At 38.8% G+C, this 13340-nt stretch carries 8 protein-coding genes; 1 reads left to right on the plus strand and 7 read right to left on the minus strand.

Going from position 1 to position 13340, the window contains the following annotated elements; genetic code table 11:
- Positions 1–89 precede the first annotated feature (89 nt).
- Positions 90–3575 (minus strand): carbamoyl-phosphate synthase large subunit, encoded by a 3486-nt coding sequence (carB, locus tag B5V81_RS02875; RefSeq protein ID WP_212112016.1) that lies wholly within the window; start codon positions 3573–3575, stop codon positions 90–92.
- Between the two features lie 640 nt (positions 3576–4215).
- Here carB and B5V81_RS02880 point away from each other — a divergent pair.
- Positions 4216–4734 (plus strand): methylated-DNA--[protein]-cysteine S-methyltransferase, encoded by a 519-nt coding sequence (locus B5V81_RS02880; RefSeq protein ID WP_212112018.1) that lies wholly within the window; start codon positions 4216–4218, stop codon positions 4732–4734.
- Between the two features lie 13 nt (positions 4735–4747).
- Here B5V81_RS02880 and B5V81_RS02885 read toward each other — a convergent pair whose 3' ends face one another.
- The 6 genes from B5V81_RS02885 to B5V81_RS02910 all read right to left on the minus strand — a co-directional run bounded on the left by B5V81_RS02885 (position 4748) and on the right by B5V81_RS02910 (position 13336).
- Positions 4748–7069: an ATP-binding protein gene (locus tag B5V81_RS02885; protein WP_212112020.1), complete on the minus strand. Its 2322-nt coding sequence runs from the start codon at positions 7067–7069 to the stop codon at positions 4748–4750.
- Positions 7070–7357: 288 nt separating this feature from the next.
- A complete protein-coding gene (gene pepN, locus B5V81_RS02890) occupies positions 7358–9985 on the minus strand; it encodes an aminopeptidase N (protein WP_212112022.1) in 2628 nt (875 codons plus the stop codon).
- Between the two features lie 65 nt (positions 9986–10050).
- Positions 10051–10890, minus strand: coding sequence for a uracil-DNA glycosylase (locus tag B5V81_RS02895; protein ID WP_212112025.1), 840 nt, complete (start codon positions 10888–10890; stop codon positions 10051–10053).
- A gap of 321 nt (positions 10891–11211) precedes the next feature.
- Positions 11212–11970, minus strand: a complete 759-nt coding sequence (locus tag B5V81_RS02900) for a hydroxymethylpyrimidine/phosphomethylpyrimidine kinase (protein WP_212112135.1) — start codon at positions 11968–11970, stop codon at positions 11212–11214.
- Positions 11961–12566: a thiamine phosphate synthase gene (locus tag B5V81_RS02905; RefSeq protein ID WP_212112027.1), complete on the minus strand. Its 606-nt coding sequence runs from the start codon at positions 12564–12566 to the stop codon at positions 11961–11963. The genes B5V81_RS02900 and B5V81_RS02905 overlap by 10 nt, the downstream gene beginning before the upstream one ends.
- Positions 12566–13336 carry a thiazole synthase gene (locus B5V81_RS02910; RefSeq protein WP_212112029.1) on the minus strand — a complete coding sequence of 257 codons (771 nt, stop codon included), beginning with the start codon at positions 13334–13336 and terminating at the stop codon, positions 12566–12568. Before B5V81_RS02910 ends, B5V81_RS02905 begins: the two co-directional genes overlap by 1 nt.
- Between the last annotated feature and the right edge of the window lie 4 nt (positions 13337–13340).

A 13340-nucleotide genomic window follows, 5' to 3' on the forward strand; every position in this document is an offset into this window, starting at 1 on the left:
AAAAGCAAGCTTTAATTGCTCTTTTTTCTACAAAGAAAAAATCGAGAAAAAGTATCAAAAAGCGTATGCTTGTCCGCATAGCAAGAACGTTAACTGAAATAACTTTGCAAGGAACGTACTTCAAGGCGCTTTTTCTTGATTGCTTTGATCGCTTCTACAACAGCTTCGGCTCCCGCTATTGTTGTGTAATAGGGAACATTTTGCATGAGTGCTGCATAGCGTAATGATTTGGAATCTGAGATGGCACTGGCAGTGCTGGTTGTATTAAAAATCAATTGAATTTGGCGATTACGAATGGCATCTTCGATATGTGGGTGCCCTTCTAAAACTTTATTGATTTTTTTTGCCTCAACATGATGTTCGGTGAGAAACTTTTGTGTTCCACTTGTAGCAACAACAGAAAAGCCAAGCTCTGTTAAACGTTTTATAGGATTTAAGATGCGCTTTTTATCTTCATCTCTTACAGAAACGAATAAAGTTCCCTCCTTAGGAAGTTTTACACCAGCCCCAAGTTGCGCTTTAGCAAAAGCAAGCGCAAACTCATAGTCAAGTCCCATAACTTCACCGGTTGAGCGCATTTCTGGACCAAGAAGCGTATCAACACCTGAAAAACGAGCAAAAGGAAATACGGCTTCCTTAACGGCAATATGTTGTTTTTTCTGCGAAGAAGGCAATCCACCATAAGCTTGGAGAGCATTATGAAGCGTTTCTCCTGCCATAATACGTGCAGCCATTTTAGCGATAGGGCGACCAATTGTTTTTGCAACAAATGGGACAGTACGTGAGGCACGGGGATTGACTTCTAAAACATAAATGGTGTCATCTTTAATGGCATATTGTACATTCATTAAGCCACGAACATGAAGTGCTTGTGCTAATGCTTTGGTTTGGCGCTCTAATTCATCGACTATGCTATGGGAGAGCGTATGGACGGGTAAAGAACATGCTGAATCACCAGAGTGGATTCCTGCTTCTTCAATATGCTCCATAATCCCTACGATCAGTGTTTCTTTGCCATCGCAAAGACAATCAACGTCTACTTCAATGGCTTCTGTTAGATAGGTATCAAAGAGAAGCGGATTTTTACCAAGTAATATATTGATTTGTCCTGTTTTGTCGTTGGGATAACGGGCTTTGATATCTTCTGGAATTAATTCAGGAACAGTTTCAAGTAAATAATTTTGCAAGCTTCGCTCGTCACGGATAATTTGCATAGCACGTCCTCCTAAAACATAAGAGGGACGTACAACCAGAGGAAAGCCTAGTTCATGGGCGATAAGGCGTGCTTGTTCGATAGAGTGGGCAATTCCATTTTTAGGTTGTGTTAAATTAAGTTTAAATAACAGTTTTTGGAATCGATCTCTATCTTCTGCTAAATCAATGGCGTCAGGTGAGGTCCCTAAGATGGGAATGTTGTGTTTTTCAAGGGCGCTTGCCAATTTCAATGGTGTTTGTCCGCCAAATTGAACGATAACTCCAACGAGTTCGCCTTTTTCCTGTTCTGCTTCTAAAATAGCGATAACATCTTCTGTTGTTAAAGGTTCAAAGTAAAGACGATCAGAAGTATCATAATCAGTTGAAACAGTTTCAGGATTACAGTTAATCATAATCGCTTCAAAACCTGCATCACGCAGTGCAAAAGCCGCGTGGCAGCAACAGTAATCAAATTCAATCCCTTGTCCAATGCGATTTGGTCCACCACCTAATATAGCAATTTTTTTGCGTTCAGAAACGTGTGCTTCTGAGTATTCTACACCGGCAAAGGGAACTTCATATGTTGAATACATATAAGCGGTAGGAGAAGAAAATTCAGCAGCACAAGTGTCAATCCGTTTGAAGACGTGTTTAACATTCAGTGATTTGCGTAAAGCCGCGATATCGTCGGGTTCTTTTCCGGTAAGAGCGGCTAATCGTGCATCTGAAAATCCCATAGTTTTTAACATACGTAAGTTATCTGCGTCCTGGGGTAAGCCATGGATGCGGATACGCTGCTCCATTTCAATGATAGAGGCTATTTGTTCTAAAAACCACGGGTCAATTTTGCTGATTTGGTGAATTTCATTTAAAGGTAAGCCTGCGCGCATGGCTTGGGCAATATAGCGCAGACGATCAGGGCTTGGGATGGCAATGGCTGAGCGTATAGAATTTTTTTCATCACCTTCAGCATGTTCTGGAATCACAATTTCATCAAGACCAGTGAGTCCTGTTTCAAGTCCACGGAGTGCTTTTTGTAATGATTCCTGAAAAGTACGTCCAATGGCCATGACCTCTCCTACAGATTTCATCGCAGTCGTCAGAACAGGTGATGCTCCAGGAAATTTTTCGAAAGCAAAACGAGGAATTTTTGTCACGATATAGTCAATAGAAGGCTCAAATGATGCTGGTATCGCACCTCCCGTGATATCATTTTTTAATTCATCAAGCGTATAGCCAACAGCGAGTTTTGCTGCTACCTTGGCAATGGGAAAACCCGTTGCTTTTGAAGCAAGCGCTGAAGAGCGCGAGACACGCGGATTCATTTCAATAACAATGAGGCGCCCGTTTTCAGGATTGACAGCAAACTGTACATTGGATCCACCCGTTTCAACACCAATTTCACGCAAGACAGCAATCGAAGCATTACGCATACATTGATATTCTTTATCGGTTAAGGTGAGAGCAGGTGCTACGGTGATCGAATCACCGGTATGAATCCCCATCGGATCAATGTTTTCAATAGAACAAACAATGATACAGTTGTCGTTTTTATCACGAACAACTTCCATTTCATATTCTTTCCACCCTAAAACACTTTCTTCAATGAGAACTTCTGTTGTAGGAGAAGCTTCAAGCCCACGTTCAATAATTTCATAAAATTCAGAGCGGTTATACGCGATCCCACCTCCAGTTCCACCGAGGGTAAATGAAGGACGAATAATAGCTGGAAGCCCAACAACATCAAGCGCCTGAACTGCTTTTGCTGTTGCATGGGCGATATAATGTTGTTTGCGATCAGCTTCGGTATGTCGCCAGTCGCGTTCAAGTTCTTCGAGGGCTTTGTCAAGGGCTGCACCAGAAAGTTTGTCTTTAAGTTCAGCTCGCGTTTTTGCATGTTGTCGGCGATTTTCTTCTTTCAGTTCTGTTGCATTGGCTAACATAGACCGTGGTGTTTCCAAGCCGATTTTTGCCATCGCTTGGCGGAATAAAGCACGATCTTCCGCTTTATCAATAGCTTCGGCATTGGCCCCTATCATTTCAACATGATAGCGGTCTAAAATACCCATACGCTTTAATGATAAAGCGGTATTGAGAGCTGTTTGTCCTCCCATGGTGGGTAAAAGAGCATCAGGACGTTCATGGGCAATAATTTTAGCAACGATTTCAGGCGTAATGGGTTCTATATAAGTTGCATCCGCTAGATCTGGATCTGTCATAATTGTGGCAGGATTAGAATTGACCAAAATAATTCTGTACCCTTCTTCTTTTAATGCTTTACAAGCTTGTGTACCTGAATAGTCAAATTCACATGCCTGACCAATGATAATAGGTCCTGCTCCGATGATAAGAATAGATTTTATATCTGTGCGTTTGGGCATGGCTTTTTCCTATGACAAATATCCGTGTGCGATTGTGGCAAGAAAAATATTTAAGTTCTGAGGCTAAAGTTATTTTATAAGTTAAGTGACAAAGAAAGTAAGTACTAAAATACCTTTTCCATGCTTTTTTTCATAAAATTAAAGATAAATTTATTTTTTGGGTTGAGTGATCTTATCAGTATATCAAAAAGATAACCTTTTATAAGAAAATAAGAGTGCTTTGAAGAACGAGAATATTCAAGCATTCGCGGGAGATAAAACATGAACGATGATTTATGGTTCGATAGAGTTTCGTAAAATGAAATGGGAAACTTAATCTTGTTGTTCCCTAAGCTACTACTGTTTAGAGCGATGATATAGGGCATGAAAATTTATACATGAGGTGTTTTTTGTTAGAATCTGTAAGATAAGAAGCTACATTATTGATAGATCAGATCGGGTTAGAGTTTTGGTTCTTTAGGGTAAGAAGAAAGCCAATCTCTGTATGATTCCATTCCGTAAAATAGTGAGAGTGTATTTTGGTACAATAACGAAGAAGATAATTTCAGGATAATCATGTTTGGATTTAAAAGATAGTAAATACTCTCCCTTTATTTTATAGATAATGTTCAAAACTTTTTTAAATGTAGAGAAAGTTAAAATGCTGAACATTTCCCAAAAGAGAATATTCTGTTTTAAAGATGTATCCATAGGAAAGCTTTTGGTGGGAAAATCTCAAAAAGGGATTTTTCATATAGCTTTAGGAGATACGACAGAGCAATTACTGCAGAAATTCATGGTACGATTTGGTGATGCACAACAAGTTGTAGATGACAATGCATTTAAAAGAGAAGTTGCTCATATTATAGCCATGATAGAAACGCCTAAGTTGGTAAAGAAATATAATTTTCCCTTAGATATAAGTGGTACAGTTTTTCAACGAAAAGTATGGGAAACATTATGTAATATACCATGTGGTGAAACAATTTCATATAAGGAATTAGCATGCCGTGTGGGTATGCCAAATGCTTTTCGTGCTGTTGCTCATGCGTGTGCACGTAATGAATTGGCTGTCATCATTCCTTGTCATCGTGTTGTGCGTAAAAATGGTTGTATCTCAGGGTATCGTTGGGGGAAGAAACGAAAACAGATTTTGCTACAACGGGAACAAAATGGTTGAATTAAAAACAAATTTAACTTTGTGTGATGGGCATTATAATCGTTACCGTTGTTCCTTTCATTTCTTTTGACGTAATTTCAAGTTTCCCTTTATGGAGTTCTAACAAAGAGCGTGAAATAGCCAACCCAAGACCCGATCCCGTATGAGATTTAGTAAGCTGATTTTCAACTTGTTCAAAAGGTTGTCCAAGTTTTTTGATGGCTGATTGCGGAATACCAACACCAGTATCTGTAATTTTAAAAATAAGATTATTTTTTTTCTTGAAAGCGCAGACATCAATACTTCCACCAGAAGGCGTAAATTTAACGGCATTAGAGATGAGATTAAGGAAAATTTGTTTCATTGCACGCCCATCAACTTCAGCATGAAGCTCTGGGGTGATATTTGTTGTAACAGCAATATTTTTTTCTTGAGCTTGAGGCGTTAGTGTTCGGACTGCTTCACTAATGATGGGTTCAAGATCGGTATTTTTACAATCAAGTGTAAATCTTCCAGCTTCGATTTTTGACATATCAAGGATATCATTGATAAGGGTTAGAAGATGGGTCCCTGAATTGTAAATATCATGCATATATTCCTTATAGCGTTGTGAACCAAGAGGGCCGAAAGTCGATTGCAACATGATATCTGAAAAGCCGAGAATAGCATTCAATGGAGTGCGCAATTCATGAGACATATTGGCTAAAAATTCTGATTTAGCCTTATTCGCACTTTCGGCACGTTCTTTTTCTTCTTTCAGACTTTTATTAAGCTTTTCAACTTCTGTTGCACGTTGTTGAGCATTTCCTCTCGTGCGTTTGAGTTCTTGAATGAAAGAAAAAAGACGTCTTTCGCTGTCTTCAAATTTTTCTTGTTGTTGTTTAAGTTCAGAAATGTCAGTACCAATACAAACCAATCCTCCATCTTGAGTTCGCCGTTCATTAATTTTAAGCCAATAACCATCTGCTGTTTGGCGAATGCTGGTTAAGTTACCGGTACCATCATCTTTAAGAGGATATTCACTGAGTGCAGGGCGGGCCATAGCTTCGACGGTCGCACGTTGGATTCCTGATTGTAGAATTTGTTTAGGAATAGCGGCATATTCGCAAAATTTGCTGTTGGACATGACTAAACGTCCCTCAGCATCCCACAAGACAAAAGATTCTGAAATATTTTCAATTGCATCACGGATGCGAAGGTCGGCTTGCGCTGTTTGTTCAGCCAGTTGTTGCTGTTCACTAATGTCGAAAGAAATACCAACCAAATGAGGTTCTTCTTCTTCAGTAACTTCAGCGCGAAGTCGCATCCATACATAATGACCATCAGCATGACGCATGGGAACATTGATATCAATATGCTTTTTTTTGCCTCCCATTAATTCTTGAGCGAGGTCAAAAAAATTAGCATCATTTGGATTGATAATGGCGCTAATTTGTGAAATTGAGAGCAATGCATCTTGAGGGACATAGCCAAGCATTTCGTACATTGCTCGTGACCAATAGACGCGCCCACTTGCCATATTCCAATCCCATAATCCGCAACGCCCACGCATCATTGCCATATCAATACGATTTTGAATTTTTTCTGAAACAAGATCTGTCTTACGCGCTCGTAAAAGTTGATTATAATAAGCATAAAGAAGAACAAGAATAATACCGCTTGTTCCGATGAAGAGGGTTATATTAAGCGAAAAAAATTTGCGCCATTTCATAGCGCTATCTTGTATCTTTTCACTAATAAATACGCCATATTGCCCGTTTTCTGTTTGGTGAAATGAGGCAAGAGCAGGGGTATCTTTGCCTATTGTGATTTTCATAATTCCAGCGTCTTGTCCAAGAGATTGCAAAGCAATGCTATCAGAGATAAAATCTTGCAAAGGTTTTCCTAAGACGATTTCTGAACTGGATGAAGCCAAGACATTGCCTTTTTGATCAACAATGGCAATCAGCGTGCTGGGATTAATAAGATCTTGATTGCGAAAAGTGGCGAGAATATTTTGTAAGTGATTATGAGAAAGGGCAGAGCCTTTTCCTTTCTGAGAAACAGCCAATAAGTCACGATCAAGAGTATTGGTAATATGAGAAGCTAAGAGAGCAATGGTAGAACGCGTGTTTTTATCAATTGTATTGCGCCAATCATAGACTGATACAAAACGAATTGCTGCAAGGATAATAAGAAATGCGACAACGATAAAAGGAAGTGAGCGTCGTAACCAAGGTTCAATAAAGAGAAGTTTTTTATAGGCAAAGCCAGAAAGCAGATGAGTAGGTTTTGTCTGCGCTTTATGACTTTGAGCGCTCGATTTTGAATCAGCATATATCTCCGTTGGCGCATTATATGCGTCCAATTTAGTCATCTCTTGTTCCTTTAATTCCGGAATAATGTGATTTAAAAACTGCTTCGATCTTCATGAATAAACCCCATGAGAATGCAATGAATCAAAACAGGAGTCTTCTGTCCAGTCTTTTTTTTAAAAAAAAGTATTTTACTTTTATGAATGTGGAATATGAAAAGGAAAAGGTATTTGAAACATGACCAATAAACAGGCTTAGATTGCCTGTTTATTGGTTTAATGATGGTCGATGTGTTTATAGAATTTATTTTAAAAATATTATAGAATATTGATTTAAAATAATTTTTTGTTTTAAGCAAGCAGACGATTTATGATATCAGACACATCGCTTGATAATTTTGGCGCAGCAGCAATCGTTTTTAATTCAGCTTCAATTTTTTGTTGCCGAATGGGTTCTAATTGTCGCCAAGAGCGCATCATTGTTAATAATCGTGAAGCGAGCTGTGGATTTTTTTTGTCAATTTCCAAAATGATTTGGCAAAGAAAATGATAAGATGCTCCATCCATCCTGTTGAAGCCTGTGGGGTTGTGAGATGCAAAGACACCGATCAGGGACCGTACACGATTAGGATTATCTTTTGAAAACAGCGGGTGGTGCATGAGCTTTTTAACATTCTCGAGTGTTTCTGCGCCAGCAACCATTGCTTGAACAGAAAACCATTTATCCATGACCAAAGGGTCATGCCGATAGCGGTTTTCGAAGTCATTTAAGGCATTTTGTGCCTGCTCACTTTCATTAAAATGCTTTACGAGAACAGCAATACTCGCCATTCGGTCAGTCATATTATCAGCTGTTGCATATTGTGTCGCTGCACGATTTGGATTGTTCTCAGCAATGGAAAGATAATCCAATATTATATTCTTAAATGCTCGCTTTCCAGCTTGTACGGTATTGGGAGAATAGGGTTCTTGGGTTTGCATTTGCTCATAAAATTTTGTTAAGAGCTTTTGATGTGTTTGTGCAAGGGAAGCTAAAAACTGATTGCGGATATAATGAATACGATCTGGATCAATATTTTTACCGATTGTATGCGCAAGCTCAACTTCACTAGGTAAATTTAAACAGAAGGCACGAAACTCAGACTCTAAGTTTTCATCTGTTATAATTTTTTCAATCAGCTCTAGCAAAGCAGAGGGGAGTGTTACTGTTGTCTGTGTCTTATCTTGAATGCTTTGAATTAAAGCTTGTGTCATTAACTGATTAAGAGATTGCCAGCGATTGATGTGATTGTCATCATGTTGTGCAAGAAAAATAAGTTCACTTTCATTGAATGGCGTGTGTAGAATGATTGGCGAAGAAAAATCTCGCAGGAGTGATAAAATGGGTTTTTCACGAAGGCTTGTTAATGTAAAGGTTTGGCTTTCCTCAGATAAAAGCATAATATCTGATTGAATACCTGTATCCGCTTCATAAGTGAGCTTTTCCCCGTTAGATCCTAACAAGCCAAATACAATAGGGATGAGCATGGGCTTTTTTGTATTTTGTTGTGGAGTTGTGGGAATATGTTGCTTTGCATGAATTGTTAAAACTCCATCACTATAATGACTATCGATTTCTACATTAGGAGTTCCAGCTTGTTCATACCACAGCATGAATTGGGAGAAGTCTTGGCCAGACACTTCAGCAAAACAAGTGATAAAATCTTCAATTGTACAAGCTTGTCCATCATGACGTTGAAAATAAAGATCAGTGCCTTTACGAAACAGAGAGGGACCTAAAATCGTTCGTATCATGCGAACAACTTCAGCACCTTTTTCGTAAACCGTTGTGGTGTAAAAATTATTAATTTGGCTATATTGACGAGGACGAACAGGATGAGCAAGAGGTCCTGCATCTTCGGCAAATTGCATCGCTTTTAATGTTTTTACATCTTCAATTCGCTGTAGGCTGCGTACATTTTGATCTGATGAAAATTCCTGATCACGATAAACAGTGAATCCTTCTTTTAAACAGAGTTGAAACCAATCGCGACAGGTAACACGATTACCACTCCAATTATGGAAATATTCATGGGCAATGACGCGTTCAACATTTCTATAATCATGATCGGTTGCTGTTTCGGGATCGACAAGAACATATTTATCATTAAAAATGTTAAGTCCTTTGTTTTCCATTGCCCCCATGTTAAAGTCTGAAACAGCAACAATATTGAAAACATCAAGATCATATTCACGCCCGAAACATTGTTCATCCCAACGCATGGAACGTTTGAGAGCATCCATTGCATAGGTTGCACGTTTTGTTTTTCCTTTTTCCACATAGATACCAAGCTCGATACGTCGTCCAGATACAGTTGTAAAATGGTCTTCTAACTTATCAAGATCACCACCTACTAAAGCAAAGAGATAAGATGGTTTAGGATAAGGATCTTCCCAAACGACAAAATGGCGATTATTCTCTAAAGTTCCAGTTTCCACCAGATTACCGTTTGAAAGCAAGACTGGGATTGTTTGTGAGTCTGCTTCAATTTTCACTTTATAGGTAGAAAGAATATCTGGACGGTCATAAAAATAAGTCATACGACGAAAACCTTCCGATTCGCATTGTGTGCAATAAACACCATTTGAAAGATAAAGCCCCATGAGTTGGCGGTTACTTTCAGGATTCACTTCCGTAACTAATTTCAATGTAAAAGGAACCGCTGGTGGCATTGTAATTTCTAAATGTGAAGGCGTAACTTTATAAGTGTTTGGGGCTAATATCTCACCATTAATCGCAACAGAAATTAAAGTAAGGTCATCTCCAGAAAGTACAAGAGGTGTGAATTCTTTTGTATCGTAACGGGGTTCAATGGACAATAGGGCGCTAACATAGGTTTTTGTTGGTGCCAATTGGAAAGAAAGTTGTGTTTTGGGGATAGTATAAGGGGTTGGTTGGTAATCTTCCAAACGATACATAGATGTTGTTGGCTGTTCCATAGTTTTCACATTCATATTTTAAGAGTTAAAGAAGGTATTTAATTTTAGAAGCAAGATAGGATGAATTACAAAAGGCTATCGAGGCGACTTTTTACTTCTAAGAAGTCTATCCATGTAAGCTTCTTTTGACTAGGGGTTCTAAGAAGATAGGCAGGATGGAAAGTTGGCATGACAGGTATTTTTATATTATCCTCACTTTCATAAATATACCATTTGCCTCGCGTTCGGATGATTCCGTTTTGAGATCCGGTAAGAAACTGTGCAGCAACGCCTCCTAGTGCTACAAGAACACGAGGACGCGCTAAATGAATGTGTCGTTCAATGAAAGGGCGGCACAAGGCGACCTCTCTTGGTGTTGGTGTACGATTTCCTGGTGGACGCCAAGGAATAGTGTTGGCGATGTACACATTATTTCTTGTTAAGCCAATTGATGCGAGAATTTTATTCAGTAACATTCCTGCTTTTCCCACAAAAGGAATACCCTGTATATCCTCTTCTCGTCCTGGGGCTTCGCCTATGAGCATCAGGGGACTTCCTGCTGTTCCATCTGAAAAACAGGTGTTTTTTGCTGTCAATTTTAATGAACAGCCATTAAATGCAAGGAGAGCAGATTTTAATTCATCAAGTGTTTTTGCATTTTTTGCACTCTCTACAGCTGTAGGTTCGTTTTGTATAGCCCTAGAGTTATGCAGCGGGTGATGATCTAATTTTATGGTTGGGGATGTTTTGGGGGATGTTTGTTGATGATGAGAAGCGTTAACAACAGGCGTTGACTTTTTCTCTGAAGAAGCAGATTGCTTAAAACGATCAATAGGTAAATCTGCCAAGACAGCATCCGCACCACTTTCTTTATAAAAGCTTAAGAGTTCTTCATAGGAAATTGGGCACAGAGTTTGATTGAACATTTTATTTTTTCTAATGATCTGACAATTATAGATCAAACAAAATTATTCTTCAAGTTTTATAAATATGTTTATTCGTGCATAAAAACGCCGACAGTATTTTCTCTTTTCACAAAAAAGACAAACCATCAAATACAGATATTTGTGATTATAGACATTTTAAAATGTATAATTTATTCAAATCGCACGATTTAAACTTTTTAAACAGAATAATCTCTTCATGATAAAAGAATTCTCTATTGAATGCAAGTGATGTGAATAATAATATTTTTATTTAAATAAGATAAAATACATAAATATTACTTTTATATAATCTAGTATTATTTAAAAACTATTTTTACAATGGGTTAAAAGCAATGTGTGGGTATATGCTTTTGCTTTTTTTACAGCTGAAATAAGAGATTCATTGAGTGCCAAATGAGCTGCAATAGCAGTTGAGAGAATGCAACCTGTTCCACGCATTGTTCCTTTTAAACGTGGAGCAGAAATATTGATGACTTCAGTTTTGTCAATGAAGCTATCAATTGCAAGAGATCCCTCTGCATGTCCACCTTTTACTAAAATAGAGCGAGCTCCCAATGACAAAAGTTTTTTTGCTTGTTGTATTGTCTCTTCATGATGAGATGTCAGTGGGGTTTGGCTAAGAAGAGCGAGTTCATCTCTATTTGGTGTCAAAAGAGTAACATATGGGAGAAGCTTATTTATCATAATTTCTATGATTTTTTCCGTTGTTAGTTTTCCTCCTGATGAGGCAACCAGTACAGGATCAAGAATAACCGGAATATGGGGGTAATCTTCGAGGACATGACAAATTGCTGCTATAATTGCTTGATTTCCTGTCATACCAATTTTTATTGCGCTGATAGGATGAGCTTCTAAGGCTATGCGCATTTGTGCGGCGATAAGTTTCTCATTCATAGGCACGATTTCAGCGACGTGATGATCATCTTGTACATTCACACAAGTGATGGCTAAGTTTGCTTTAATGTGAAAATGTGCAGCTGTTTCTATATCACGAACAATGCCAGCACCTCCTGTTGGATCAGTGCCTGCGACAATAAGAATAGAAGGTGTCAACGCCATGGTTGGGTTACCTTGATCCATTGTTGTACGCGCTCTTCTGGTTTTTTATGAAGGATAATGTCGGTGACAACAGCCGCGCTATTGGCGCCCGCTTTCAAAACATCTATTGCACGTTCTGGCGTTAAACCACCAATGCCAACGAAAGGTAAATGACCAATCCGCTTTCTCCATTGTTTAATTTTTTCTAGTCCTTGCGGCATCCATTTCATTTTTTTTAAGATTGTCGGATAAATAGGACCAAGAGCGATATAGTCAGGATGAACAGAGAGTGCGGTATCCAATTCATCTTCATCATGGGTGCTAAGACCAAATCTTATACCATTTTTACGAATTGCAGGAAGATCAGCATTGCTTAGATCTTCTTGCCCAAGATGAATAAAATTGCATTTTTCATCGATAGCGATGCTCCAGTGATCATTAACAATTAATTGTGCGCCCCATTTATCACATATATTTTTTGCGCGCTTAATATGTTGACTGATTGTTTTAAAATCTTCATCTTTCATACGCAATTGTATGAGTTTAACACCAAGAGGAATCAAACGTTCAACCCAATCAGCGCTGTCAACGATGAGGTAAAAGGGATCCAACTTCATCAAAATACCGCTTTACCAATGACGGGGGTTGAAGGAACTGCGACATTGCGTGCTTCGAGAATACCTGCTTTATACCCCATACGTCCTGCTTGAATAGCTTTGGAAAACGCTTCAGCCATCAAGACAGGATCACCTGCTTTAGCAACTGCCGTATTGAGAAGAACTGCATCATAACCGAGTTCCATAGCAACAGCAGCATGGGATGGGCGCCCAATGCCAGCATCAATAACGAGAGTAACATCAGGAAGATAAGCACGGATAGAGCGTAGTCCATCGGTATGGTGAGGTCCTTTGGCGGATCCAATAGGGGCACACCAAGGCATAATGACACGGCAACCAGCATCTAAGAGTTTTTCAGCAACAATGAGATCATCGGTCGTATAGGCAAAAATTTTGAAATCTTCGCTGTTTAAAATTTTTGCTGCTTCAATTAAAGAAAAAATATTGGGTTGTAAGGTATCTGCATTACCGATAATTTCGAGTTTAATCCAAGAGGTTTTAAAGAGATCACGAGCTAAATGGGCTGTCGTTACGGCTTCTTTAACAGTATAACAACCAGCAGTATTAGGAAGTATTGCTATATCGAGTTCTTGAAGAAATTGCCAAAACTTCCCTCCTTGTTTTCCACCTGCACTTTCTCGACGCAATGAAACGGTTACAATTTCTGTATTTGATTTATGAATAGCATCACGAAGGATAGCGGGAGAAGGATATTGCGCTGTACCTAACATAAGACGGGACGAGAATTCACGTCCATAAAGATTCAACATGAAT

The sequence above is a fragment of the Bartonella queenslandensis genome (assembly GCF_018155095.1).
Taxonomy (GTDB): Bacteria; Pseudomonadota; Alphaproteobacteria; order Rhizobiales; family Rhizobiaceae; genus Bartonella; species Bartonella queenslandensis_B.

Coding starts and splice junctions, on each gene's coding strand:
- carB (WP_212112016.1), bottom strand. CDS start 3,575: ATGCCCAAACGCACAGATATAAAATCTATTCTTATCATCGGAGCAGGA.
- B5V81_RS02880 (WP_212112018.1), top strand. CDS start 4,216: ATGCTGAACATTTCCCAAAAGAGAATATTCTGTTTTAAAGATGTATCC.
- B5V81_RS02885 (WP_212112020.1), bottom strand. CDS start 7,069: ATGACTAAATTGGACGCATATAATGCGCCAACGGAGATATATGCTGAT.
- pepN (WP_212112022.1), bottom strand. CDS start 9,985: ATGGAACAGCCAACAACATCTATGTATCGTTTGGAAGATTACCAACCA.
- B5V81_RS02895 (WP_212112025.1), bottom strand. CDS start 10,890: ATGTTCAATCAAACTCTGTGCCCAATTTCCTATGAAGAACTCTTAAGC.
- B5V81_RS02900 (WP_212112135.1), bottom strand. CDS start 11,970: ATGGCGTTGACACCTTCTATTCTTATTGTCGCAGGCACTGATCCAACA.
- B5V81_RS02905 (WP_212112027.1), bottom strand. CDS start 12,566: ATGAAGTTGGATCCCTTTTACCTCATCGTTGACAGCGCTGATTGGGTT.
- B5V81_RS02910 (WP_212112029.1), bottom strand. CDS start 13,336: ATGTTGAATCTTTATGGACGTGAATTCTCGTCCCGTCTTATGTTAGGT.